We start from the raw sequence: 25,803 nt of genomic DNA, 5'->3' as shown, positions 1-25,803 counted from the left end.
CAGAGGCACTGCCCGGCGTGAGCATCGCAACGAGTACCGCAGCGCAACGAGGAACGCAGTGAGGAGCGGAGCGCCGGGCGGTGACTCGTGATTGACTCGTGCACAATGAATCCGTGGCCGATCTGCGGTTGGCGTCGATTGCGTGCGCTGTAGTCGGCGCCTTCCTGTTCGCCTGCGCTGCGGTTGCCCAGCAGCGCGCGGCCTCCTCGGTTCCAGAGGGCGACTCGCTGGTCAGCGGCCTGGTCCGAAATCCGCGCTGGTGGGCGGGCATCATCGGCGACGGTGGCGGCTACCTGATGCAGGTGATTGCGCTGGCGCTGGGTTCGGTGCTGGTCGTGCAGCCGATCCTGGTCAGCGCGCTCGTCTTTGCCCTGCCGCTGTCGGCGCGATTCTCCGGCCACCGCATCGATGCCCGCACCTGGACGATCGCCTTGGCACTGACCACTGCGCTGGCCGTCTTTCTGGTCGTGGGCGACCCGACCGCCGGTGACACCAGTGCGCCGCTGCGGGCATGGCTCCTCCCGCTTTCCGCGCTGCTGGCGGTGGTCGCATTGGCCACGGCGGCGGGATTGGCCCGGATCGACGCCGGCTGGCGGGCATTGCTGCTGGGCACCGCGAGCGGGCTGCTCTACGGGCTAGCCGCCGCGCTGACCAAGTACGTGACCGATCTGTTCGACCACGGCCTGCTCGCGGTGATCGGCGCCTGGCAGACGTGGGTGCTCGTCGCGGCCGGAATCGCGGGCGTTTACCTGCAACAACGGGCCTTCCAGGTCGGGCCGCTGTCCGCGTCGCTGCCGGCGGTCAGCATCGCCGAGCCGATCGGTGCGGCGTTCATCGGGATGGCTGTCCTGGACGAACGACTGCGCGCAAACAGCGCCGGTCTGGCGATCACACTGGTAGCCGGGATCGTCATGATCGTGACCACGATCCTGCTGTCGCGGTCCGAAGCGCACACAGCCACCCCGGTCGCGCCGGGTACGCTGGCTTGACGTGCAGTTTCTCAACGGACAGCAGCCGCCGTACGACCTCACCTACGACGACGTGTTCCTCGTCCCGAACCGTTCGGATGTGACGTCCCGGTTCGACGTCGACCTCACCACCAGCGACGGTTCGGGCACCACCATCCCGGTCGTGGTCGCGAACATGACTGCGGTCGCCGGCAAGCGGATGGCCGAAACCGTCGCCCGGCGCGGCGGCCTGGTGGTGCTCCCCCAGGATCTGCCCATCGGTGCCGTCGCGGATACCGTGGCCTTCGTCAAGAGCCGCCACCTGGTCGCCGACACGCCGGTGGTGCTTGGCCAGGAAACCTCGGTGTCGCAAGCTCTTTCGCTCCTGCCGAAGCGAGCCCACGGGGCCGCGGTCGTGGTTGACGCGGCCGGGTGTCCGCTCGGCGTCGTCACTGAAGCGGCGTGCCAGGGCGTGGATCGTTTCGCCCGACTCGAGGCGGTGACTCGCACAGCAGTCACCATCGCCCCGGTGTCCATGACGCCGCGCGACATCTTCGAGTTGCTCGACGCCGCCCGTGACCGCCTGGCGATTCTTACCAACGCCGACGGCACGCTCGCCGGCGTGCTCACCCGCACCGGTGCGTTGCGCACCGAGATCTACCGCCCGGCCGTCGACGCCGACGGAAACCTGCGGATAGCTGCGGCGATAGGAATCAACGGCGATGTCGCGGCCAAGGCAAAGAGCCTCGTGGACGCCGGTGCGGACGTGCTCGTGATCGACACGGCCCACGGCCATCAGGCCAAGATGCTGGAGGCGTTGCGGGCCGTGCGCGCGCTCGATCTGCCGGTGCCGCTCGTCGCCGGAAACGTCGTCTCCGCCGAAGGGACCCGAGACCTGGCCGCCGCGGGCGCCGACATCGTCAAGGTCGGTGTCGGTCCCGGCGCCATGTGCACCACTCGAATGATGACCGGAGTCGGTCGCCCGCAGTTCTCGGCCGTGGCCGAATGTGCTTCGGCGGCCAGGGATGTGGGCGTGCACGTCTGGGCCGACGGCGGCGTGCGGCACCCGCGTGATGTCGCGCTGGCGCTCAGCGCCGGTGCGGCCAACGTGATGATCGGCTCGTGGTTCGCGGGTACCTACGAGTCGCCGGGTGACCTGCAGCACGACCGCGACGGCGTGGCCTACAAGGAAAGCTTCGGAATGGCGTCCAAGCGCGCCGTTGCGGCTCGTACCGCGACCGACAGCCCGTTCGATCGCGCCCGCAAGGCGCTGTTCGAGGAGGGCATCTCCAGTTCGCGGATGATCCTGAACGTCGAGCGGCCGAGTGTCGAAGACCTGCTCGACCATATCTGCTCTGGAGTGCGCAGCACCTGCACCTACGCGGGTGCGCGGACCTTGGCGGAACTGCACGAGAAGGCGGTCGTGGGAGTGCAATCCGCGGCCGGATACGCCGAGGGGCGACCCCTGCCAAGCGGCTGGTAGCGGTAGAATTACCGGACCACGTCGGCGAGAGAAAGGTACCCAGGTGCCCCATCAGGTAGAGGCACCGCAGGGCTCCGCATCGGAGGGCTCCGCTATCGAGCCGGGCGAACGACCCGGCGCTCCCACGCTCGAACCCCGCCGGCGGTGATGGCGGGTGGGCGTCTTCCTCACGATCGCAAGCATCATCGGCTTCATCGCGTTGACGTTCGGCACCGCCATCTTTGTCGCGGCGGAATTCTCGCTGACAACGCTCGAACGCAGCACGGTCGACGCGCACGCCCGGGACGGCGACTTACGCGCCCGGCAAGTGCAGCGAGCACACCGCACACTGTCCTTTCAGCTTTCCGGTGCGCAACTCGGCATCACGATCACCACCCTCGTCACCGGCTACATCGCCGAGCCGGTGATTGCCCGGTTGTTGCGGCCACTGTTGCGCGCAACCAACATGGGCGACACGGCGGCACAAGTCATTTCCCTGGTCGTCGCCCTGCTGTTGGCCACCTCGCTGTCGATGGTCTACGGCGAGTTGGTGCCGAAGAACCTGGCGATTGCCCAGCCGCTCCCGACGGCGCGGGCGACGGCGCCCATTCAGGTCGGCTTCTCGGCCGTGTTCAAGTGGCTCATCAAGGCGCTCAACGGCTCTGCCAACTGGGTGGTGCGACGGCTCGGTATCGAGCCGGCCGAGGAACTGCGCTCCGCGCGGTCTCCGCAGGAGCTCGGGTCGCTGGTTCGCACCTCCGCCCGCCGCGGCGCGATCGATCAGCGCACCGCGCAGTTGGTGGACCGCTCTCTGCAATTCGGTGAGCGCAGCGCCGAGGAGCTCATGACCCCGCGGGTCAAGATCTCCACGCTCGAACGCACGGATACGGTGGCCGACCTGATCGCGCGGGCCGCCCGCACCGGCTTCTCCCGATTCCCCGTGGTCGACGGCGATCTGGACAACACCCTCGGGATCGTGCACATCAAGCAGGCCTTCACGGTCGCCGCCGACCGGCGGGCTTCAACCACACTGGGATCGATCGCGCGATCGGTCGTGGTGGTTCCGGCCAGCCTCGATGGTGACGAACTGCTGGAACGGGTTCGCGCGGACGGCATGCAGGTGGCATTGGTCGTCGACGAGTACGGCGGCACCGCGGGAATGGTGACCTTCGAGGACCTCATCGAGGAAATCCTCGGCGACGTCCGCGACGAGCACGATGCGCCCACCCTCGATGTGCAGCACGTCGGCGACGCCTGGCGCTGTTCGGGGCTGCTGCGTATCGACGAGGTATCCCAAGCCACCGGCTACGCCGCCCCTGAGGGTGACTACGACACGCTCGGCGGGTTGGTGCTCAAGCATCTCGGCCGCATCCCGTCGGTCGGCGACGAGGTGGCGCTGCCGGAGGTAGCGGGTACCGAGCCCGGCGACAGGCGCGGTGGCTGGATCGCACGGGTCGAGCGAATGGACGGACGACGCATCGACCGGATCTTGCTCACTCCGGTGCCGGGCGACGTCCTCGCCCACTTGCATACCGACGAGCGCAGGCTGGGCGCATGAACGATCTGCTCGGCGTTGTCCTCACCTTCGTCCTCCTGGGCGGCAATGCATTTTTCGTGAGCGCCGAGTTCGCGCTGATCTCGGCGCGCCGCGACCGGCTGGAGGCACTCGCTGCCCAAGGCAAGAAGCGAGCCAACACGGTCATCAAGGCGGGCGAGAATTTGTCGCTGATGCTTGCCGCCGCGCAGCTCGGCATCACCATTTGCTCGATCCTACTGGGCCGGGTCGGCGAGCCGGCGATCGCGCACCTCATCGAGCGACCGATGGATCTGATGCACGTTCCGTCCAACCTGCTGCACCCCATCGCGTTCACGATCGCCCTCGGCGTTGTCGTGATCCTGCACATTCTGCTGGGCGAGATGGTGCCCAAGAACATCGCGCTGGCTGGACCGGAACGCAGTGCACTGCTGTTGGTGCCGGTGCATCTGGTCTGGCTCAAGGTCGCCCGGCCGTTGATCGCGTTCTACAACATCCTCGCGAACGTATCGCTACGGCTGCTGCGGGTGGAGCCGAAAGACGAACTCAACGCGACGGTTTCGGCGCTGGAGCTGTCCGAAATGATCGGCGAGTCCCGATCCGAAGGCCTGCTCGACGCCGAGGAGCATCGCCGGCTCGTGCAGGCGCTCGAAAACACCGGCCGCACCGTCGCCGACGTGATGATCCCGTTGGAGCGAGCACGGTGTGTTCCGCAGATCGGCGGTGGCACGACCCTGGGCGCCATCGAGGAAGCGGTCACCAAGACCGGTTATTCGCGGTACCCGGTTCGCAGCGACGACGGGACGCTCATCGGCTACATCCACCTCAAAGATGTGCTCGACGAAGTCAGCGACGACAACGCCGGACCCAACACGCCGATCCCGCGTTCCGACATTCGCGTGCTGCCGACAGTGGCGGTCACCACCCCCCTCTACGAAGCGCTGGGGACGCTGCGCCGTGCCAGTAGTCATCTGGGCAAGGTCACCAACGGTGACGGCTCGACCGCGGGAATCGTTGCGCTCGAGGATCTCGTGGAGGAGTTCGTCGGCACCGTGCGCGACAGCACCCACCGAATCGCCGACTTCGTCCCCGGCAGCACGAGGCGACAGGCCGAGCGGTGACGGTGCTGCCCCGCGCGGAGTGGACGGCTCGCGGTGATCAGCACCGCGAGCGCGTGCACCGCCTGCTCGGCGGCTACTCGAGCAGCGCTCAAAAGCATCCGGTGATCGATTTTCTGTTCACCTACTACAGCTATCGGCCTACCCAGCTACTGCGTTGGCACCCCGGCTACGGCATCGTCCTGGCCGACGCGGACGAGTACGCCGGACGGCGTGGCTATCACCGGGTTGACGACGGTTTCACCGTGGATCCGGCGTTCGTGGCCAAGCGCCGCGAGACCATCGAATACATCGCAGCACTACTCACCGCGACGGCCCAGCGCCCGGCGCACCTGGCCTGCTTCGGTCTGCACGAGTGGGCGATGGTGTACCGCTCCACCGAAATTCGGCACCGCAACGTCGAATTGCGACTCGGACGTGCCGGCACAGACGCGGTGGTGGAATCGATGCCGCTGCGATGCACGCACTACGACGCGTACCGGTTCTTCACGCCGGACGCCGCGCCGTTGAACGCCCAGCCGCTCACCCGCGCCGATCAGGTCCGCCGCGAACAACCGGGTTGCCTGCACGCCTCGATGGATTTGTACAAATGGTGCTACAAGCTTGCTCCCATGGTCGAATCCAGTCTGACCGTCGACTGCTTCGAACTCGCCCTACAAGCGCGGGCATTGGACATGCGCGCGAGCCCGTATGACCTGTCCGAACTCGGCTACGAGCCGGTGCGCATCGAGACGGCCCCGGGACGGGCCCAGTACGTTCGCGAACAGTCGGCCATCTCCGGTCGGGCCCGGGCACTGCGCGACACCTTGCTGACGCGGTGCCGAGCCCTGCTGGCGTGAGTCGTGCGGGTTGCGCGAATCAGCCGCCGCTGGGCGCAGTACCGACCGTTCGCGTCGGGTCGATCACGCCGAACACCTCGCCTTGCGGCCCCTGGACTACCGCCATCCGGCCGAAGGGACTGTCGTCGACAGGCATGAGCACCTGCGCGCCCAGGCCCGAGGCCTTCGCCACCGCCGCATCCGTGTCGTCAACCTGGAACCATGTGAGCCAGTAGTTGGGACCGCCGCTCGACGACTTCGCCTCATCGTTGACGCCGCCGGCCGCGTTGCCGCCACTCGGCACGGCAAACGTCGCATAGGCGAAATTCTGTCCGTCGCCGATTTCGGTGAACTGCCAATCGAAGACAGCCGCGTAGAACTGCTGCGCCTTGGCGTACTCGTGCGTGTGCAGTTCATTCCAGCAGTAAGCGCCGTGCTCGTTGTAGATTCCGGCGCCAGGGAATTGCTTGGCTTGCCAAACACCGAAGACAGCTCCAGAGGTGTCGGCCGCGATGAGCATCCGCCCGATGTCGAGCACGTCCATCGGGCCATTGATCACCGAACCCCCTGCGGCGGTGATCTTTTGCGCAATGTCGTCGGCGCTCTCTGCGGCGATGTAGGTGGTCCACGCCGACGGCATCTGCACGCCCGGAGGCTTGGGCATCAGACCGGCCGCCGACTGGCCGTCGCGCAGAGCCATCAGATAGCCGCCCGTATCTTCGGCGCCCTCCTCGATCACCCAGCCGAACAACGCCGAATAGAACTCGCTGGCTTTGTCCGGATCGTCGACCGCACAGTCAACCCAGCACGGGGTTCCCTGGGGCCAGGCGTTCTCGCGTGTAGGCATCGGATCCTCCAGTTGTCTAGGTTCGAATTTCGGCGCACAACCGCGCCGGAAATGAGCAAACCACTGGGGTACGACAAGTTTTGCGCGGCGATGCGTCAGGCCCGTGAATCGAGCTGGGCTACCAGTCGTTTTGGCGCGATGAGCCGGTACGAAGTCTCGACCAACTCCGCAACCTCAGCCCAGTCCACGCCGTCGGATCCGAGATTCAGCGCCACCCAGCCGTGCCTACCCATGCCGTAACCGGCGGGTTCGGCGAATTCACGGGTGGCCACCACTGCGGCGGCCTCATCCTTGGGTAGCTTCACGGATATCGAGGTGGCATCGGTATCGCTGAAAATGAACACCTTGCCCCGGACTCGGAATGTCGGATGGTCGCCCCACTGCTCGATGTTGACCCGTTCGGTTTCCGGCAACGCGAGCGCGAGCGCTTCCAGTCGCGCCATATTGCTTCGATCAGCGGTACTCATCGATCAGCCCCGTCCGATATACGGCATCTCCGTCGCAGTAATTGTCATGAACTGGACGTTCACATCCAGCGGTAAAGCAGCCATGGCAAGCACCGCACGCGCGGCATGAGCCGCGTCGAATGTTGGTTCCGGTCGGATCGACCCGTCGGCCTGGCGAGCCCCCTGCGCAATGCCGGCGGTCATCTCGGTGGCCGCGTTGCCGATATCGATTTGTCCGCAGGCGATCCCGAAGCCGCGGCCGTCCAGCGAGATCGACTTGGTCAGCCCGGTGATGGCGTGCTTGCTGGCCGTGTAGGCCGCCGAACCTGGCCGCGGCGAGTGCGCGGAAATCGACCCGTTGTTGATGATCCGGCCGCCGCGCGGGCGCTGCGCCTTCATGATTCGGATCGCCGCGGCGGCACACAGGAATGAACCGGTCAGGTTCGTTGCCACCGTGTGCACCCACTCCGTCGGGTCGATCTCATCGACGCTCCCGTTGGGTCCGAACGTGCCGGCGTTATTGACCAACACGTCGACGCGGCCCCAACGACGCTGCACAGCATCGAACAACTCGTGCACCGATTCCGGGTCGGTGACGTCGGTGGTCATCGCGAGACTGTCCGGATGCCCGTCGGCCGACTCGAGCAGCGTGTCGAGGTGGCGACCGGCAAGCGCGACGCGATAGCCGGCCGCGAGGAATTCCCGCGTGATGGCGCGGCCGAGTCCGGAACCGGCGCCGGTAACCACCACGACCGGACCCGGATTGGCGTTCACAGCGCGCCCTGCGCGGCCGTGCTTATGCGGGACACCCGCACCCGCGGCCGCGCCGCGACCGGACCCACGATCCTCGCTCACAGCGCGGCCGATCCGAACTCCGCACCCAGATCTGCCGCCACCCGCCGCAGCGTCGGAACCACATGCTCAGCGGACTCGAGCGTGACGCGCGCCGCGGGCCCCGAGATCGAGACGGCCGTCGGGGTCGGCGCTCCCGGTACCACCACGGCAAAGCAGCGCACGCCAACCTCCTGTTCACCCTCGTCGATCGCATAGCCTCGGGCACGAATCGTCGCGAGATCCGCGAGCAGGGCCTCCGGGTCGGTAACCGTGTTCGGCGTCTGCTGCGGCATACCCGTTCGTGTCACGATGCCGCGAACCGCGTCGTCGGGCAACTGTGCCAGCAGCGCCTTGCCGACGCCGGTGCAATGCGGATACACGCGCCTGCCCACCTCGGTGAACATCCGCATCGAGTGCTCCGATGGCACCTGTGCGACGTAGACCGCCATCGCGTCGTCGAGGACGGCCATGTTCGCCGTCTCGCCGGTGACCCGAACCAACTCGGCCAGATGCGGGCGCGACCACGCACCGATCGATTGGCTCGCGCTCTCACCGAGACGCACCAACTTGGGCCCGAGGACGTATTTGCGGGAGGGCAACTGACGTACATATCCGCGCGCCACCAGCGCTCTGGTAAGCCGGTGGATGGTCGGCAAGGGCAGGCCGGCAGTCTCGGCGAGCTCGCTCAAACCGATCTGCCCACCGGCCGCGGCCATGATTTCCAGGATGTCCAGGGCACGGTCGACCGATTGCACGCCACCGGCCCCGGACGCACTGGACACGCTGACCTCCATAATTTCGGATAGCGGAAATCGATTGTCATATTACGATAACTCGAATCGATGTTTTCACCTAGCGGATGGCATATTTCGTCTTGTGGAAGTATGCTCGTGGGCATCCGAGCCATGTTGGCAAGCAGAGAGGTGAGGCGTTTCATGACCGAGCGCGTTCAGGTGGGCGGCTTGCAAGTCGCGAAAGTTCTGTACGACTTCGTCGAGAAAGAGGCCCTGCCCGGCACGGGCGTCGACTCCGCGGCGTTCTGGCAGGGCGCCGAGTCCCTGATCAACGACCTGTCCCCGCGCAACCGGCAACTGCTCGCCAAGCGCGAGGAGATCCAGGGCAAGATCAACGCCTGGCACGCCGAGCACCCGGGCACCGGCTACGACCGTGCCGCGTACAAGGCGTTTCTGCAGGAGATCGGCTACCTGGAGCCGGAGCCGGACGACTTCAAGATCACCACGGCCAACGTCGACGAGGAAATCACCACCACCGCCGGCCCGCAGCTCGTGGTGCCGGTCATGAATGCCCGCTTCGCCATCAACGCGGCCAACGCCCGCTGGGGCTCGCTCTACGATGCGCTCTACGGCACCGACGCCATCTCTGAGGAGAACGGCGCGGAGAAGGGCACCAGCTACAACAAGGTGCGCGGCGACAAGGTGATCGAATTCGCGCGCAACTTCCTCGATGACGCCGTTCCGTTGATCACCGGCACCCACGTCGGTTCCAAGGCCTACAAGATCGTCGACGGTGAACTCGAGGTCACCCTGGAGGACGGCACCGACATCGGCCTTGCGGACTCCTCGCAGCTCGTCGGCTACATCGGTGACCCGGAGTCGCCGAGCGCGATCCTGCTCAAGAACAACGGCCTGCACATCGAGATCCAGATCGACCCGGAGTCCCCGATCGGCAAGACCGATGCCGCCGGCGTCAAGGACGTCGTGCTGGAGTCGGCGGTCACCACGATCATGGACCTCGAAGACTCGGTCGCGGCCGTCGACGCCGAGGACAAGGTCCTCGGTTACCACAACTGGCTGGGCCTGATGAAGGGCACGCTGGCCGAGGAAGTCACCAAGGGCGGCAAGACCTTTACCCGCGTGATGAACCCGGACCGCACCTACACCGCGATCGGCGGCGGCGAAGTCACCCTGCACGGCCGGTCACTGCTGTTCGTGCGCAACGTGGGTCACCTGATGACCAGCGACGCAATCCTGGACGCCAACGGTGACGAGGTGCCCGAGGGCATCCTCGATGCGCTGTTCACCTCGCTGATCGCAATGCACGACCTGCGCGGCGACCAGAACCTGTCCAACAGCCGCACCGGCTCCGTCTACATCGTGAAGCCCAAGATGCACGGCCCGGAAGAGGTCGCGTTCACCAACGAGCTCTTCGGACGCGTCGAAGACGTGCTGGGCCTGGACCGCAACACCCTCAAGGTCGGCATCATGGACGAGGAGCGACGCACCACCGTCAACCTCGCGAAGTGCATTCAGGCCGCCGAAGCCCGAGTGGTGTTCATCAACACCGGCTTCCTCGACCGCACCGGCGACGAAATCCACACCTCCATGGAGGCCGGACCGGTCGTGCGCAAGGCCGAGATGAAGAAGCAGCAGTGGATCCTGTCCTACGAGGACTGGAACGTCGACACCGGCCTGGCTGCCGGCCTCGAGGGCAAGGCACAAATCGGCAAGGGCATGTGGGCCATGCCGGACCTCATGCACGACATGCTCGAGCAGAAGATCGCCCACCCGAAGGCCGGCGCCAACACTGCGTGGGTGCCCTCGCCGACGGCCGCGACCTTGCACGCCTTGCACTACCACAAGGTCAATGTCTTCGAGCGGCAGAAGGAGATCGCCAAGGCCCGCCGCGCCACGGTCGAGGAGATCCTCGAAATCCCGCTGGCCGCAGACACCAACTGGACCGACGAGGAAAAGCAGAACGAGTTGGACAACAACTCGCAGTCGATCCTCGGCTACGTCGTGCGCTGGATCGACCAGGGCGTGGGGTGCTCGAAGGTGCCCGACATCAACGATGTCGCACTCATGGAAGACCGTGCCACCCTGCGTATTTCGAGCCAGCTCGTGGCCAACTGGCTGCGCCACGGCGTGGTCAGCGAAGAGGACGTGATTGCCAGCCTCAAGCGGATGGCTCCGGTCGTCGATCGGCAGAACGCGGGCGACCCGAACTACCAGCCGTTGGCGCCCGATTTCGACAACAACATCGCCTTCCAGGCGGCGTCGGAGTTGATCCTGCAGGGCACCAAGTCACCGAGCGGTTACACCGAGCCGATCCTGCACCGCCGTCGTCGCGAGTACAAGGCGCAGGCAGGTCGCTAACCTGAATCGGTGGGCCAACACCGAGACAACGCAAGCCACCGCCGCGTGAGCAAGGGGCCGATTATCGGCCTCTGCATCATCGCCGTGGTGGCTTTGCTGGTCTTCGGCTGGTTCCGACTGCGCCACAACGTTTCCCAGCAGGTGGCCGCGGCCTCGCACAGTTGCGTGCAGGGCACCGCCACAGTCCCGGTGCTGGTGGACCCCACGGTCGGGGCGCAGATCCGTTCCGCCGCCGACGGTTACAACGCCACCACGCCCGTCGTCGGCGACTACTGCATCCACATCAGCGTGACCGCGCTGCCCTCCGACGCGGTCCGCATGGCTCTCGGCGGGCCGCAGTGGGACACGAAACTCGGCGCTGCACCGGCGATGTGGATTCCGCAGTCATCGGTGTCGCTGCGCGGACTGACCATCGCGCAACTCGCCAGCGAACCACAGTCCGTCACGACCAGTCCCTATGTGCTCGCGGTGCCGAAACGACTTGCCGACGAACTCGACAGCAAGCGCGCCAGCTGGCGTGACATTGCCGCAATGCAAAGCGACCCAGGCCTTCTGCCCGCGTGGGGCGGGTTGCGACTGGCACTTCCCGCGGACGACGCCGCCACGGTAGCGATAGCAAGCGCAGTCGGCACGAGCGCCGCCGCCGGCCCTCTGTCCGCCCAATCGTTGGCCACTCCCGCGGTTCACGACGCCGTGGCAACGCTCATCGGCCATGCACCGGCGAGCACCAATCCCGGCGAACCTCTCAAAGCGCTCGCGGCACAACCGGATCCGGCGGCCCCCGTGCACGCCGTTGCGGTGACCCGGCAGCAGTTGAGCGCCGCGCACCTGAGCGCGCTGTCGGAATTCACGCCGACCGGATCAACGCCCGTCGCGAACTACCCCGCGGCCGTGCTGCACGGCGACGGCCCGCTCGGCGACATCCGTGCGCGGGCCGCGGCGCTGTTCGCCGACTACCTGCGCAAGCCCGAACAACAGCACGGCTTCCGCGACGCCGGCTTCGCCACCGCGCCGCGCGCCGCCCTGCAGCCCGCTCCGCCTGCGGTATTGAACCAACTGGCCGACCTCGTGGCCCATCCCCAGCCCCCGGTGAACAGCACCGTCGTCATCGATGTCTCCGCCTCGATGAACACCGACTCCCGACTCGCCACAGTGATTTCCGCGCTCCGCGATGCGCTGGGCCGCAGCGCCGACGACGCCCGCATCGGGCTGTGGACATACAGCACGGGGCAACAACCGTATCGCGTGCTCGTCGAACCCGGCATGATGACCCCACAGCAGCGCGCAACGCTCGATCGCTCGCTGGCCGGAGTACGAGCGGACGATTCCACCGCCGACAATGCCTACCCCACGGTCGAGGCCGCCTACCGCGACGCCGTCGCCAACTATCAAGCAGGCCGCGGGAATTCGGTCCTGCTCATCACCGACGGTCCCAACGACGTTTCCGCGGTCACCGGTGCTCAGTTGCTGTCCGCCGTCACCGTCGACACATCGAAGCCGGTGCACGTCAACGTGTTGGCCATCGGAGACGGAAATGCGACAACGAGATCGCTCGCCTCCCAAACCGGCGGCACGTTTGTGGCGGTGCACCAAACGTCGGAGATCCCCGGCGCGATCGCTCGGTTGTTCTCCGCGTAGCTTCCGTTGCAGTTCGAAGCGATCAGTGACCGCTGAACGCCTCGATCGGCGGGCACGAGCACACCAGATTCCGGTCGCCGCGGGCGCCGTCGATCCGCCGCACCGGCGGCCACACCTTCGGCCGCGCCTTGCCACGCGGAAACACTGCGACCTCACGCGAATACGGATGACGCCATTCACCCACCAGGCATGCCGCCGTGTGTGGCGCGCCGCGCAGCGGGTTGTCGTCGACCGGCCACTCCCCTGCGCCGACCCGGTCGATTTCGCCGCGGATGGCGATCATGGCGTCACAGAACTCATCGATCTCGGCGAGGCTTTCGCTTTCGGTGGGCTCGATCATCAGCGTCCCGGCGACTGGGAAACTCATCGTCGGCGCGTGGAATCCATAGTCGGCGAGGCGTTTTGCGACGTCGTCGACGGTCACGCCGGTCCGCTTGGTCAACTCGCGCAGGTCGATGATGCATTCGTGGGCGACCATCCCGTTCTCGCCCGTGTAGAGCACCGGGAAGTACTCATCGAGGCGCCGCGCGATGTAGTTCGCCGAGGCGATCGCCGTCAGCGACGCGCGGCGCAAGCCGTCGGCACCCATCATCCGGATATAGGCCCAAGTGATCGGCAGAATCGACGCCGAGCCGTAGGGTGCCGCCGACACCGGCCCGGACTCGCCGAGGCCGTCGACCGCAGGATGTCCGGGCAGGTACTTCGCCAGGTGCGCACGCACCGCCACCGGGCCCACGCCCGGGCCGCCGCCGCCGTGCGGGATGCAGAAGGTCTTGTGCAGGTTCAGATGGCTGACGTCGCCACCGAAACGACCCGGTCGCGCCAGCCCGACCAGCGCATTCAGGTTGGCGCCGTCGACGTAGACCTGCCCGCCCGCATCGTGCACCAGCGCGCACAGTTCGGCGATCTCATGCTCGTACACGCCGTGCGTGGACGGGTAGGTGATCATGATGGCCGCCAGCCGTTCGGCGTGATCGGCAATTTTTCCCCGCAGGTCATCGAGATCCACATCGCCGTTGCTGCGGCAGCGAACCACCTCAACACGCATTCCGGCCATGACGGCCGAGGCCGCGTTGGTGCCGTGCGCGCTGGAGGGAATCAGGCAGGTGTCGCGGTGGGTGTCGCCGCGTTCGAGGTGGTAGCGCCGGATCGCCAACAGGCCGGCGTACTCGCCCTGGCTGCCCGCGTTCGGTTGCAGGCTCACGGCGTCATAGCCGATGATCGCCGCGAGCCACTGTTCGAGGTCGGCGATGATGCGCAGCATGCCTGGTGCGTCGTCGGCCGAGGCGAACGGGTGCAGCCGGGCGAATTCCGGCCAGGTGATCGGCTCCATCTCCGCGGTCGCGTTCAGCTTCATCGTGCACGACCCCAGCGGAATCATGCTGCGGTCCAACGCAATATCCTTGTCCGCCAGCGCGCGCAGGTAACGCAGCATCGCGGTCTCGGTGCGATAGCGGATGAACGACGGGTGGGTGAGGAATTCCGAGGTTCGGTTCACAATCCCGGCACACACCGGCTCCGCGGCGGCAACGCCGAACGCCGCCAGCACCGCCGCCACGTGCGCGTCCGTGGTCGCTTCGTCGCAGGCAACGCCGACATGGTCGGCGTCCGCGAGGCGCAGATTGATGCCGCGCGAGCGGGCGTCGGCGACTATCGCCTCAGCCCGCCCCGGCACCCGGGCCAGCACCGTGTCGAAGTACTTGTCGTGCACGAGCGCCGCGCCGAGGCTGCTCGCGATCCGCTCGGCGTGCCCGTGCACGCGCCGCGCGATCGCACGCAGTCCGTCCGCACCGTGGTAGCTGGCATACATCGCGGCCATCACCGCGAGCAGCACCTGCGCGGTGCAGATGTTGGAGGTGGCCTTCTCCCGGCGGATGTGCTGCTCGCGGGTCTGCAATGCGAGCCGGTAGGCAGGATCACCGTCCGCGTCGATGGAGACGCCGACGAGCCGCCCGGGCAGCTGCCGGGCGTGCTTGGCGTGCACGGCAAGGTAGCCGGCGTGCGGTCCGCCGAAGCCCATCGGCACTCCGAAGCGCTGCGTGGTGCCGAAAGCCGCGTCGGCGCCGATCTCGCCGGGCGGGGTGATCAGCGTGAGCGCCAGTAGGTCGGCACCGACCGCCACGAGGGCGCCGCGCGCATGGGCCTGCTCGATCAACCCGGCCCAGTCCACCACGCGGCCGGATGCGCCCGGCAGCTGGACACACGCGCCGAAGAAATCGCCCTCCGGTAGGCCCTGGGCCAGGTCCGCTTCGACAAGCTCGATACCGAGCGGCTCGGCGCGGGTCGCGAGCACGGCGCGAGTCTGTGGGAACAAGTCGCTGTCGATCGCGAACCGGGCGGAACTACTGCGGTTGGCCCGGCGCAGCAGGGTCATGGCCTCGGCCGCGGCGGTGGCCTCGTCCAGCATCGACGAATTGGCCACCTCCAGGCCCGTGAGATCGGAGACCATGGTCTGGAAGTTCAGCAACGCCTCCAGCCGGCCCTGGCTGATCTCCGGCTGATACGGCGTGTACGCGGTGTACCAGGCGGGATTCTCGAGGATGTTGCGCACCAGCACCGGCGGCGTCAGCGTGTCGTAATAGCCGAGGCCGATCATCGACACCGCTACCGTGTTCGTCGCGGCCAGCTCGGTCAACTCGGCGAGAACCTCGTGCTCGCTGGCGGGTGCTGGCAGAACCTCGAGGCCGGCCGAGTCGAGAATGCTGGAGGGCAGTGCCTTAGTGGCGAGGACGTCGAGCGAATCCACCCCGATCAGATGCAGAACTTTGTCGAGTTCGGCTTGGTCGGGTCCGATGTGACGGTCGGCGAATGAGTGGGTCAACGGGTTCTCCCGGGCTCGACGAAGCTCGAACCTCCCCCTCTGTCGCCGCCCGCGATGGGCGCCTGAGAGATTCGGGACGGCGCTGCCGACCCTTTCCCCGTGGGCGGATGGGTACTCCCATCACTTTCCAGAGACGCCCAAAACCGCACGGTCCTCGGTGCCTGAGAGATTGACGGAGAGGTGTTGCTCCTTCGGCGTCTGCACCGCTACCGGTGCAGAACTCTCCCGTGCGGGTGAGACGTAATTACAGCTTAACCCGTCTTGCGGCTCACGCGGTTCTTGCGGCGGTAGGCGAGTTCGTCCTCGGGACGGGTCTCCGCCTCGCCGCCGTCGGCGCGCTCAGCCGGGAAGTTGGCGATGGTTCCGGTCAGCTCCCGCATGGCGCCGCTCACGGCGATCCCGAACACGCCCTGACCACCTTGCAGCAGGTCGACGACTTCCTCTGCCGACGTGCATTCGTAGACGGTGGTGCCGTCCGAGAACAGCGTGATGCGGGCCAGGTCGTGCACGCCACGGTCGCGCAGGTGGTCCACCGCGACGCGGATGTTCTGCAGCGAGATGCCGGTGTCGAGAAGGCGTTTGACGATCTTGAGAACCAAGATGTCCTTGAACGAATACAGCCGTTGGCTACCCGAACCGGCAGCGCCGCGGATGGAGGGCACCACCAGTCCGGTGCGTGCCCAGTAGTCGAGCTGGCGGTAGGTGATCCCTGCAATCTGGCAGGCGCTCGGCACGCGGTAACCGACAAGATCGTCGGGCACGGTGTCGTCGGGGAAAAGGCCGGGCTGGACATCCTGACCCTGCAGCTTGTCTCCCACTGACTACTCCCTCTCGGATCGGGCTAATTGCCCAGGCTACTCGCTCGTGAACGCTATGAGGACTTCATAAGCCGGTCAATCCGACGCGCCCGCGCTCTCAACCTAAACTTGAGGGTGAGATTGAACCGTTACTCAACCGTCTGTCGCTTTGAAGTCATCGGGCGATACAGACTCGAGAAATTCCTTGAACTTCTCGACCTCTTCCTCGCGTTCACTGGTGTCTTCCCGCTCGTCGGGCATCACCAGCCCGGCCTCCGACAGCACCGATTCCTCGGCGTAGATCGGCACGCCGACGCGCAGGGCGATAGCGACGGAATCAGACGGCCGCGCGGACACCCGCAGGTTGTCATCGAAGATCAAGTCCGCGTAGAACGTGCCCTCTTGCAGGTCGACGATGCGAATCTCCTTGAGGGTGTGACCGAGCGCCTTGATCAGGTTCTTGATCAGGTCATGGGTGAGCGGGCGCACGGGCTCCACACCCTGCTGCTCGAGCACGATGGCTGTCGCTTCCGTTTGCCCGATCCAAATCGGCAGATAGCGATCTCCGTGGGTCTCGCGAAGCAGCAGCACAGGTTGATTTTGCGGCTGCTCGACACGAATACCGACAACGCGCATCTCGCTCATCGAAACTGCCTCCAGCGCTCGACACGGAAGCCTTCCAAAAGGCCCTATACAGAGTCTAGGCGAAGCCGGGGAAGCCTTCGAGGAGTTAGTGATCCAGTGCCGAGCGCACCGCGGACTTGACCAGACTCGTGTGCAATGCCAGCGACAACGCGGCTAACTCGCGAACCATCTCTTCGGCGCGGTCCCGGGCGCCGGCGTCGCGGCTCTTGGCGATGGGTCCGGCGATCTGCGCCACCAGCGCGGCCTCCCGGTCCGCGGCCAGCTTGAACGCCCGCAAATGCCGGACCTCGAGGCCGTATTCGGACATCGCTTTCGCAGAGGCTGCCAACGCCGTCGCGTCCTCATCGAAAAACCCGCCCGGCCCGGCGACGATGAGCCCGGCGCGGACGAGTTCGGTGAGAAACGTTTCGTCGATACCGGACCGCTCGATCAGGTCGTTGCGCGAGAACCGGACCGTTCTGTCGCTGCGGAACTCCTCCGGCGAAACTTGAGACAACCAGCGCGGACGCGCGCTGCGATCGCGCGGCACACCGAGTGTCGCGACACCGCTGTCGATGGCCTCGAGTTGCTCCTTGATGACCTTCAACGGCAAGTACTGGTCCCGCTGTGCGGTCAGGACAAACCGAAGCCGTTCGCAATCAGCCACGGAGAAACGCCGATAGCCCGACGGCGTGCGCTCCGGGCTGATCAATCCCTCCGACTCGAGGAACCGGATCTTCGAAATGGTGATGTCGGGGAAATCAGGCCGCAGTTGATCGAGTACGGAGCCAATCGACATCCCCCCGCGTGCGGTCTGCCCGACTGCCGTCATTGGCTACCTGCACCCGCCGATGACTCGTTCACCTGCGAACCACCGCGCGGGCCGGTCAAAAAGACCAGACGGAACTTACCGATCTGCACCTCGTCGCCGTTGGCCAGTACCGCGGAGTCGACGGGTTCACGGTTGACGTAGGTGCCATTGAGGCTGCCCACGTCCACCACCTGGAATTCGTCGTCGTCCTGACGGAACTCGGCGTGGCGACGACTCACCGTGACGTCATCGAGAAAAATGTCGCTGTCCGGGTGGCGGCCCGCCGAGGTGGTCGGCTGGTCCAGCAAGAACCGGGAACCCGCGTTCGGGCCGCGCTTGACAACGAGCAGCGCAGAACCAGGCGGGAGACCCTCGACCCCAGAAACGGGCTGTTCCGACGTCGGTGGCTCCGGGACGTCGTTCTCCCCAATCGGCCGGAAGACCGACGTGGTCTCCGCCGCGCTCTCGCCATAGGCCGATTGATTTTCGTTCTGGCTCACCGTATCTCCTCCTCAGTCCGAATTATCCGAGCTACGCAGATCCCTGCGAAGGGCCCCGACATACGGCACAAAGCGTTTCTCATGACCGTACCCTGCCCGAGGCTGTGCGTGCAGGCAGACGGCACAGGTGGCGTTGCGGGTGTCGCGGGGATACTGCTCGTGCGTCGTCGCAGCGCTAGTTACTCACCCACCACATCGCGGTAGCCACCGGCGTCAAGCGTATCGCCCAGGGCCGAATTCAGCGCGTCCTCGCCGTCGACTTCCAGCTCGACGAGCCATCCCGCGCCGTACGGGTCGGAGTTCACCAATTCGGGGCTGCTTTCCAAATCTGCGTTCACGGCAACGACTTTCGCCGTTATCGGAGCATAGATGTCGGAAACACTCTTGGTGGACTCGACCTCGCCGAAAGAGTCGCCGACGCTCACCTGCTCACCATCGGACGGAAGCTGCACGAACACGACGTCACCAAGTTGTTCCTGCGCATAGTCGGTGATGCCCACTCGCACCCGCGTCGGCCCGGTGCGCTGCACCCATTCGTGCTCGGAGGTGTAGCGCAGGTCAGCAGGGATTTCACTCACGGTGATTGGATCCTTTCGGTGAGCACTGGGTTCGGTCAGGTCGTAACGAGTTCGGTTGAGTGTCGCACTGTTGATTCAGCTCAGCGCGGGCTAGCCACCGGAATCTCTCGCGCGACGGCAATCGCTTTGCCGAGGTAGAGAATTCCCGTCCACACATACACCGCACAGCCCCAGCCCAAACACGCGTACCCGAAAGCGCCCGCGCCGGTCGCCCCCGGCCAATCCGCTTGTGCGGCAAGCATCCACGGGAAGGCCGCCATCAGCGCGAAGGTTGCGGCCTTGCCCAGGTAGATGACATCTGGTGGGGGCAAACCGCGCCGCCGGTACACCCGCAGCGTGAGCGTCAACACCAAATCCCGGCCGATAAGCAGGGCCGCGATCCACCACGGAATTATGCCCCTGATGACGAAACCGATCAGGGTCGTCACCATGTACAGGCGGTCGACCAGAGGATCGAGCAGCGCCCCGAGCCGCGACGTTTGGCCCAGCAGGCGCGCGAGTTTGCCGTCCAGCCAGTCCGTGACCCCACTGAGCACGAGCAGCGCAAACGCCCACCAGTCCGCCTTCAGCACCAGCAGTAGGTAGAGAAAGACCGGCACGCCGATGAGCCGAATGATGCTCAATACGTTGGGCACCGTAAGAATTCGCTCCGACCGGGTGGCCGGCGGGGCTTCCGCGGAGGTGGCTCGCTCGCTGCTGTTCCCCATGATTTGCTCGCTCACGCGCCCGCACTCGCAGTCGGCACAGGTACCCGCGCAATGCTGTCGGCGGTGAGGCTGCCGAGATAGAGCCAGCCGTCGGCTTCCCGTACACCGGTCAACGGCGCGTAGCCACCCTTGGAGCTCTGCAAGCTGTGCACGATGTCACCATCGGAGTTCAGGCCCAGCACCCAGCCGCGATGCGGCGGAGTGGGCTGCAGGAACGCGGGCAGATTGGCGGTGAGCGTGCGCAGCGCGGGATAGGGCGCGACCAGATCGAGCAACGGCATTCGTGGACTGTACAAAGCCACCCAGAAGATTCCCGCGGCGGTTTGCGACACCATGTTGTCCGGAATGCCGGGCAGGTTGTCATGCCAGACCGAGACCTCCCCGGATCTCGGCCCGGTCAGCTCGACTCGGGTGATCCGGTAGGACCCCGTTTCCGCGACCAGCACATAGGACTCGTCGTTGGCCAACCCAACGCCGTTGGCGAAGTTGAGCCCGTCGGCAAGCAGGTCCATCTCCCCCGACTTCGGGTCGAACCGCAGCAGCCGTCCGGTGCCGCCGTGTTCCAAAATGTCCTTGGTGTGCTCGACGATCGGGAACCGTGCCGAGGAGTCGCTGAAGTAGACAATCCCGTCGCGACCGATGGCAGAGTTGTTGCACGCCAGAATCCGGCGTCCGATGGCTTCGTCGGCAAGCACCTCGATGCGCCCGGCGTCATCGATCCGCAGCAGCCCGCGCTCGGCGTCGCAAACCAGGTACCGACCGTCGTCGAGCACTTCCACGCCCAACGGGCGTCCGCCGGTGTTCACGATCGCCTCGGCATTGCCCGAGGAATCGAACCGCCACAGCGTGCCGTCCACACCGCCGGTGACGACGTGGCCATCCGGATCCACGGCGACATCCTCGGGGCCCTCCCCGGCCGGCAACTTCCACCGCTGGGCCGCGTCGAGCGCGGTATTAGGCGCGAGGACGCCGGTCAACGGCGGCGGCTTGGGCGGATGCCACGCGACCGGGTGCACCCCAGCACGATTCAGCTTGTCGAGCGTGCTCGACATGACTCCCATAGGAACGTCCATCCGTTCGTCGTGTTCAACGCCAGGCGAATACTGGCTGATCCAGGTGGTCGACGCGAGTGGGGCGATGGTGGAGCACCACTTCCCGGAACTGATAGATCATGGCACCGGTCGGCGCATGGATCAGGAATTTCCGAAACGGCCATTGCACCACCGGTCGCGGCGACTCCGGTATCTGGATGAAGCGCGGCTCCGCGTCGAGTTCGGCCATCGTCGGCAGGAAAATCGTCGCGACCTCCGCGGGGTTGGCCACCGCGGCCGTCAGATCACCCGCCCACACCACATACGGCGTGATTACGTAACCCGACCGGGTCACATAGTCGTCGAGACGGCCCAGCACGTCGTCTTTCGAGGCACGGAGGCCGACCTCTTCGTGCAGTTCGCGCAGCGCGGCGGAAACGGCGGTCTCCCCCGGTTCCACCCGGCCGCCGGGCAGCGCGAACTGTCCGGGGTGCGCCCGCATTTCGTCGGGTCGCAGCGTCAGCAGGAACGCGGTCGCGCCGGCGGCATCGGTGCCGACAGCGACCGATACCGCTGCCGCACGGGCAGTGCCGACGCCGGCCGAATGCGGCGAGAACTCTTGCAGCGCAGCGCGGATCTGATCTGCGGTGAGGATGGGCGCGGACTCCACCCTCAGTCGGACTCGGCGTAGTCGGCGACAGTCGCGTAGGCCTCGGCCAGGCACTTCAGGCCTTCGCTGGTCGCCAGGCCGGATTCGGCGGCGTGCTTGATGGCGCTGAGGATGGCAACAGCGGTGTCCTGCTTGAGCGACATGGTTCTCCCATCGGTTGCGGTGGTCACCATCCTGCTTGACCGGCGTGCGCGCGGGCTACCCGACCCACACCGTCTTGGCGTTGCAGAACTCCTTGATGCCGTGGCCGGAAAGTTCGCGGCCGTAACCCGACCGCCGTACCCCGCCGAAGGGCAGTTCGGGATAGGACACCGTCATGCCGTTGATGAACACCTGACCCGCCGCGATCTCGTCGATGAACCGCTCCTGCTCGCCCGCATCGTTGGTCCAGGCGTTCGATCCCAGGCCGAACGTGGTGGCGTTGGCAATCTCGAGTGCGTCGTCGATGCTGTCCACCCGGTAGAGCGACGCCACGGGCCCAAACACTTCGGCCGTGAAGATTTCCATCTCCCTAGTGATGTCGGTGATCACCGTCGGCGGGTAATACCAGCCGGGACCGTCGAGTCGTTTGCCGCCGCACAGCACTTTTGCCCCGTCCGCGACCGCGTGGTCGACGAGAGCTTCGACGTCGGAGCGCCCTTGCTCGGTGGCAAGCGGCCCCACGTCGGTGTCGGGTTCGGTGGGATCGCCGACCTTGAGAGCCGCCATCCTCTCGACGAAGCGCTGTGCGAAATCGTCGTAAACGTCGGCGTGGACGATGAAACGCTTTGCTGCGATACATGATTGACCGTTGTTCTGCACGCGCGCGGTGACCGCCACTTCGGCCGCGCGGTCGAGGTCCGCCGAGGGCATCACGATGAACGGGTCGCTGCCGCCGAGTTCGAGCACGGTGGGTTTGATCTCGTCACCGGCCACCGCGGCGACCGCGCGCCCCGCCGGTTCGCTGCCGGTCAGCGTCGCCGCGGCCACCCGCGGATCGCGAAGGATCTTTTCCACCTCGCCCGAGCCGATGAGCAGAGTTTGGAAGCAGCCATCGGGGAAACCACCGCGTCGGATGACGTCGGCCAGGTACAGCGCCGACTGCGGGACGTTCGACGCGTGCTTGAGAATGCCGACATTGCCAGCCATCAACGCGGGAGCGGCGAATCGAACCGCTTGCCACAGTGGAAAATTCCACGGCATCACGGCGAGCACGACGCCGAGCGGTTGGTAGCGCACGTATGCCTGGCTCGCGCCCACTGCTTTTGCGTCGGCGGGTTCGTCGGCCAACAGCTCTTCGGCGTTGCTGGCGTAGAAGCGAAAGCCCTTGGCGCACTTGAGCGCTTCCGCCTTTGCTGCGGCCAGCGTCTTGCCCATTTCCAACGTCATCATGGCCGCAACGTCGTCCGCCTCCGCCTCGAGCAGATCGGCCGTCGCCTGCATCCAGGACGCGCGATCGGCGAAGCTGGTCTTTCGGTACGTCGCCGCCCGGTCGCTCGCCTTGGCGAGCGCGGCCTCGATCTCGTCGCTGGTTGCGGGAGTGAAGGTCTGCACCGTCTCCCCTGTCGCAGGATTGATTGTTGCGATAGACAACCCGCACTCCTCACTACCCGTGCCCGCCCGTCGCGGACGCTGACGTTGCCGACATTTCCCAGCCTGCCACGATGCGGCGTAGGTGGCAGCCACGGCGAAAAATGATCATTAAAGGGCGCCGCACCCCTGCCAATCTGTTTTCCGCAGTGCTTAACTGGAGATTAGCGTCAGGCAGGCGGCGAAAAGGCTGGTCCGAGATGTGGATAGCAAGATTCGCGATCACTATCAGAAGCACTGCCGCGGCGGTACTCGGTGCGGCATTCGCGGTGGGGCTGGCCGGCCCGGCCGGAGCGATCGCGCCGCCACCCGGCCTCCCCGCCGTTACGGCCATCGAGCCGGCCAGCGGCGCAGTCGTCGGGGTGGCCGCGCCGATCACGCTGCACTACGCCGCGCGGGTCAATGACCGGGCTGCGGCGCAGCATGCCGTGTCGCTTAACGCGCCAGGGCCGCTGAGCGGCCAGTTCCGGTGGATCGACGCCACCACGCTGCAATGGCAGCCCGCCAGCTGGTGGCCCGCCAGCAGCGCGATCACCGTTTCGGCGGGAAGGTCGGTGTCGCACTTCAAGACTGGCGCCGCCCTGGTAGCCGTGGCGAACACGTCCTCACACGAGTTCACCGTGAGCATCAACGGGGCGGTCGTGCGGACGATGCCGGCGTCCATGGGCAAGCCCGGTCATGAGACGCCGTGGGGCACCTTCCCTGTGCTGGCCAAGTACCCGTCGATCGTGATGGATTCCTCGACGTACGGCGTGCCGGTCAATTCGCCGGAGGGTTATCGGCTCACCGTCTACGACGCGGTGCGAATTACCTGGAGCGGCGTATTTGTGCACTCCGCGCCCTGGTCGGTGGATTCGCAGGGCTATGCGAACGTGAGCCACGGTTGCATCAACCTGAGCCCGGCAAATGCTGAGTGGTACTTCGACAATGTGCACATCGGCGATCCGGTGATCGTGACCGGCTGACCGACTCAGGCGGGATGCCCTGGGTCGAGGTCGCGCACGTCGGTGAAGGACACCGGATTCAACGGTGTGCGCGGCGACTCGCCAGCGTAGGGGGCCAGGAGGAAGCCAACGTGATCGCCGAGGGGGAAGCGATCGACGACTCGCCCGCAGAACCAGCCCGCTGCGGCGTCGAGAATGGGCAGTCCGTCCGGCCCGTCGTGCCAAGCGCATTGGGCGAACTTGTCTACCTCGTCGCCGGTTTCGGAACCGAACAGCCGGGCCAGTTCGATGTGGTCACGCCCGAGGATGTGGACCGCAAGCCGTTCGGCGTCCTTGGCGACCCGATAGGTGTGGTTGGCCATCGACAGGCACACCACGAAGCGGGGCGGGTCGATGCTGGCCTGAGATGCGAACCCGACCAGGCAACCGGTCCGCTCACCGGCCTCGCGCGCGGTGACCACCCACATCGGGTAGTCCACGTCGCCCGCAATGGCGTGAAAGGCATTCTCTTCGGGTTCGGAAGTCACTATCAGTACATACCACGCAAATGCGTGAAGTAACGCGCCCGGTCAGGATGACCCAATTCGAAGGCTCAATTGCGACAGGTGTCGCGACGACCGGAGAATAATTCTCAATTGTTGCCTTTATTGGGTAGATGGGAATAGAAAGCTTGGCGTGCGGTGCACCACGGAACCGAGTCCACGCCACTAGCATAGGGATTCAGCTGGTACCCGTTTGTTCAGCTGGCGCCGTCATCGATTAGATATAACGCCCCGGTCATTGCAAGTAGTGGAGACCTTCGCGAAATTTGCACTCATTTGAAATGCGGGTCCACGCCCTTGCTAATAGTCGATGCACGCACTGCGGGCCGGCTGTAAAGTGACCGAATGGATTTCGCCCTTCGGTCCTGCTCATGGCGCGGTCATGCGACCTTCGCGCCCGACGAGCCCGAGTACCGACAGCACCTGTTGGTGAACACCACCTCTGGCGAGGCCTGGCGGTGTCTACGGTGCGAGAACTTCATCATCGGGCCACCCAAGGGCCACGGCCCGGCGAGTGACGCGCCGCAAATTCTGCGCGGGCGCCTCTTGCGGGACCGCTTCATCATGCGGCTTCTCGCTTGCGAGCGGATGCTGCGCGTGATCATCTTCGCGCTGCTGGCCTGGGGTGTCGTCAGGGTGCGCGGATCACAAACACACCTGCAGGAAGCGTTCGAGCGCGAACTGCCCGTACTTCGCCCAGTGGCCAACCAAATCGGTTGGAATCCGGACAATTCCAAAATCATCCGCGACGTCCAGCATGCATTCACGCTGTCACCCACCACGTTGGCCTGGATCGCCGCGGCTTTGGCCGGATACGCGCTGATCGAACTCGTCGAAGCGGTGGGTCTGTGGCTGGGACACCGGTGGGGCGAGTACTTCGCCGTGGTCGCGACCAGCGTATTTCTTCCCCTCGAGGTCTATGAACTCACCGAACGCGTGACCGCGTTCAAGCTGATCGCATTTCTTATCAACATTGCGGCGGTGCTGTGGCTGTTGTGGAGCAAGCGCCTCTTCGGACTCAACGGCGGCGGCGCCGCCTACCGGCGCGAACGTAGCCAGGACAGCTTGCTGAGTGTCAAAGATGCTGCCGCATCGCCGGCGTGAGAATGAATAATGACGGGCTCGCGACTATCCGCCCGTCGGTTCTACGAGACCGACGGTTGGGTGCCATTCGGACGCCCGCGTCATGAGGTGGTGTGGGGCATCGAAGTTGAAGAAGTCAGCTATCGGCGATCCCTGACGGTCCCGACTACCGATGCCCGACGCACTCAGATGGGGAACGAGTCGAATGTTGACACGAACCAGTAAACGAAGCCGCTGACGTTTGGCGGCAGCGAGAACATCGAACTCACCTTCTCGACCGATTTGGAACTCTCGCTTACTCGCCACAATACTCACGATTCGGGCATTTCTCCACGGCCGCAACGACAGCGAGCTGGCCGCCAGTTAGCG

Annotated in this window: 25 protein-coding genes and 1 riboswitch; of the genes, 9 read left to right on the top strand and 16 right to left on the bottom strand. The window is 65.8% G+C overall.

The features are described 5' to 3' along the window. Positions 1–113: 113 nt before the first annotated feature. From FOS14_RS02365 to FOS14_RS02345, 5 genes are all read left to right on the top strand, one after another. Positions 114–989: a DMT family transporter gene (locus tag FOS14_RS02365; protein WP_143768669.1), complete on the top strand. Its 876-nt coding sequence runs from the start codon at positions 114–116 to the stop codon at positions 987–989. 1 nt (position 990) lies between these two features. Then, positions 991–2,430 carry a GuaB1 family IMP dehydrogenase-related protein gene (locus FOS14_RS02360; RefSeq protein WP_143768668.1) on the top strand — a complete coding sequence of 480 codons (1,440 nt, stop codon included), beginning with the start codon at positions 991–993 and terminating at the stop codon, positions 2,428–2,430. A gap of 154 nt (positions 2,431–2,584) precedes the next feature. Next, a complete protein-coding gene (locus tag FOS14_RS02355) occupies positions 2,585–3,967 on the top strand; it encodes a hemolysin family protein (RefSeq protein WP_143768667.1) in 1,383 nt (460 codons plus the stop codon). Further along, positions 3,964–5,064, top strand: coding sequence for a hemolysin family protein (locus FOS14_RS02350; RefSeq protein ID WP_143768666.1), 1,101 nt, complete (start codon positions 3,964–3,966; stop codon positions 5,062–5,064). The genes FOS14_RS02355 and FOS14_RS02350 overlap by 4 nt, the downstream gene beginning before the upstream one ends. After that, the gene (locus FOS14_RS02345; protein ID WP_143768665.1) at positions 5,061–5,900 is read left to right on the top strand and encodes a 3-methyladenine DNA glycosylase; all 840 of its coding nucleotides are present in this window, start codon (positions 5,061–5,063) and stop codon (positions 5,898–5,900) included. The genes FOS14_RS02350 and FOS14_RS02345 overlap by 4 nt, the downstream gene beginning before the upstream one ends. A gap of 19 nt (positions 5,901–5,919) precedes the next feature. Here the strand turns inward: FOS14_RS02345 and FOS14_RS02340 are convergent, their stop codons facing one another. The 4 genes from FOS14_RS02340 to FOS14_RS02325 all read right to left on the bottom strand — a co-directional run bounded on the left by FOS14_RS02340 (position 5,920) and on the right by FOS14_RS02325 (position 8,800). Beyond that, positions 5,920–6,726, bottom strand: a complete 807-nt coding sequence (locus FOS14_RS02340; protein ID WP_143768664.1) for a VOC family protein — start codon at positions 6,724–6,726, stop codon at positions 5,920–5,922. A gap of 95 nt (positions 6,727–6,821) precedes the next feature. Then, positions 6,822–7,193, bottom strand: coding sequence for an MmcQ/YjbR family DNA-binding protein (locus FOS14_RS02335; protein WP_255450014.1), 372 nt, complete (start codon positions 7,191–7,193; stop codon positions 6,822–6,824). A gap of 3 nt (positions 7,194–7,196) precedes the next feature. Further along, positions 7,197–7,946, bottom strand: a complete 750-nt coding sequence (locus FOS14_RS02330) for an SDR family oxidoreductase (protein WP_143768938.1) — start codon at positions 7,944–7,946, stop codon at positions 7,197–7,199. 77 nt (positions 7,947–8,023) lie between these two features. Then, entirely contained in the window at positions 8,024–8,800 is a 777-nt protein-coding gene (locus FOS14_RS02325) for an IclR family transcriptional regulator (RefSeq protein WP_143768663.1), read from the bottom strand. Between the two features lie 141 nt (positions 8,801–8,941). On the opposite strand from FOS14_RS02325, the gene FOS14_RS02320 reads away from it, so the two are divergent. Together FOS14_RS02320 and FOS14_RS02315 are read left to right on the top strand one after the other, a co-directional pair. Beyond that, the gene (locus FOS14_RS02320; protein WP_143768662.1) at positions 8,942–11,119 is read left to right on the top strand and encodes a malate synthase G; all 2,178 of its coding nucleotides are present in this window, start codon (positions 8,942–8,944) and stop codon (positions 11,117–11,119) included. A 9-nt stretch (positions 11,120–11,128) separates the two neighbouring features. Beyond that, entirely contained in the window at positions 11,129–12,757 is a 1,629-nt protein-coding gene (locus FOS14_RS02315; protein ID WP_143768661.1) for a substrate-binding domain-containing protein, read from the top strand. A 22-nt stretch (positions 12,758–12,779) separates the two neighbouring features. On the opposite strand, the gene gcvP is transcribed toward FOS14_RS02315, so the two are convergent. The 11 genes from gcvP to FOS14_RS02265 form a co-directional block, all read right to left on the bottom strand. Then, positions 12,780–15,578, bottom strand: a complete 2,799-nt coding sequence (gene gcvP / locus FOS14_RS02310; protein WP_143768660.1) for an aminomethyl-transferring glycine dehydrogenase — start codon at positions 15,576–15,578, stop codon at positions 12,780–12,782. A 138-nt stretch (positions 15,579–15,716) separates the two neighbouring features. Further along, a riboswitch (glycine riboswitch) is annotated at positions 15,717–15,816 on the bottom strand. Positions 15,817–15,829: 13 nt separating this feature from the next. Then, the gene (locus tag FOS14_RS02305) at positions 15,830–16,396 is read right to left on the bottom strand and encodes a MerR family transcriptional regulator (RefSeq protein WP_143768659.1); all 567 of its coding nucleotides are present in this window, start codon (positions 16,394–16,396) and stop codon (positions 15,830–15,832) included. Positions 16,397–16,528: 132 nt separating this feature from the next. After that, positions 16,529–17,020, bottom strand: coding sequence for a bifunctional nuclease family protein (locus tag FOS14_RS02300; protein WP_143768658.1), 492 nt, complete (start codon positions 17,018–17,020; stop codon positions 16,529–16,531). 85 nt (positions 17,021–17,105) lie between these two features. After that, positions 17,106–17,831 (bottom strand): MerR family transcriptional regulator, encoded by a 726-nt coding sequence (locus FOS14_RS02295; protein ID WP_143768657.1) that lies wholly within the window; start codon positions 17,829–17,831, stop codon positions 17,106–17,108. After that, positions 17,828–18,310 carry an FHA domain-containing protein gene (locus FOS14_RS02290; protein ID WP_143768656.1) on the bottom strand — a complete coding sequence of 161 codons (483 nt, stop codon included), beginning with the start codon at positions 18,308–18,310 and terminating at the stop codon, positions 17,828–17,830. Before FOS14_RS02290 ends, FOS14_RS02295 begins: the two co-directional genes overlap by 4 nt. Positions 18,311–18,489: 179 nt before the next feature. After that, positions 18,490–18,888, bottom strand: a complete 399-nt coding sequence (gene gcvH / locus FOS14_RS02285; RefSeq protein ID WP_143768655.1) for a glycine cleavage system protein GcvH — start codon at positions 18,886–18,888, stop codon at positions 18,490–18,492. 80 nt (positions 18,889–18,968) lie between these two features. Continuing rightward, the gene (locus FOS14_RS02280; protein ID WP_143768654.1) at positions 18,969–19,595 is read right to left on the bottom strand and encodes a CDP-alcohol phosphatidyltransferase family protein; all 627 of its coding nucleotides are present in this window, start codon (positions 19,593–19,595) and stop codon (positions 18,969–18,971) included. Between the two features lie 11 nt (positions 19,596–19,606). Beyond that, positions 19,607–20,656, bottom strand: a complete 1,050-nt coding sequence (locus FOS14_RS02275; protein ID WP_143768653.1) for an SMP-30/gluconolactonase/LRE family protein — start codon at positions 20,654–20,656, stop codon at positions 19,607–19,609. Positions 20,657–20,681: 25 nt separating this feature from the next. Next, positions 20,682–21,296 carry a CoA pyrophosphatase gene (locus FOS14_RS02270; protein WP_185981575.1) on the bottom strand — a complete coding sequence of 205 codons (615 nt, stop codon included), beginning with the start codon at positions 21,294–21,296 and terminating at the stop codon, positions 20,682–20,684. 2 nt (positions 21,297–21,298) lie between these two features. Continuing rightward, complete coding sequence (locus FOS14_RS24575) at positions 21,299–21,466, bottom strand: hypothetical protein (protein ID WP_221936638.1); 168 nt, start codon at positions 21,464–21,466, stop codon at positions 21,299–21,301. Positions 21,467–21,494: 28 nt separating this feature from the next. After that, on the bottom strand, positions 21,495–22,868 hold the full coding sequence (locus FOS14_RS02265; RefSeq protein WP_143768652.1) for an NADP-dependent succinic semialdehyde dehydrogenase: 1,374 nt from the start codon (positions 22,866–22,868) through the stop codon (positions 21,495–21,497). A gap of 197 nt (positions 22,869–23,065) precedes the next feature. Here FOS14_RS02265 and FOS14_RS02260 point away from each other — a divergent pair, with 197 nt between their 5' ends. Further along, positions 23,066–23,830, top strand: coding sequence for a L,D-transpeptidase family protein (locus tag FOS14_RS02260; RefSeq protein ID WP_143768651.1), 765 nt, complete (start codon positions 23,066–23,068; stop codon positions 23,828–23,830). A gap of 5 nt (positions 23,831–23,835) precedes the next feature. Here FOS14_RS02260 and FOS14_RS02255 read toward each other — a convergent pair whose 3' ends face one another. Continuing rightward, the gene (locus FOS14_RS02255; RefSeq protein WP_143768936.1) at positions 23,836–24,276 is read right to left on the bottom strand and encodes a flavin reductase family protein; all 441 of its coding nucleotides are present in this window, start codon (positions 24,274–24,276) and stop codon (positions 23,836–23,838) included. 420 nt (positions 24,277–24,696) lie between these two features. On the opposite strand from FOS14_RS02255, the gene FOS14_RS02250 reads away from it, so the two are divergent. Further along, complete coding sequence (locus tag FOS14_RS02250) at positions 24,697–25,455, top strand: DUF2127 domain-containing protein (protein ID WP_143768650.1); 759 nt, start codon at positions 24,697–24,699, stop codon at positions 25,453–25,455. Positions 25,456–25,803: the final 348 nt, after the last annotated feature.

The sequence above is a fragment of the Skermania sp. ID1734 genome (genome assembly GCF_007489285.1).
Taxonomy (GTDB): Bacteria; Actinomycetota; Actinomycetes; order Mycobacteriales; family Mycobacteriaceae; genus ID1734.
This window is presented reverse-complemented; position numbering and strand designations above follow the sequence as displayed.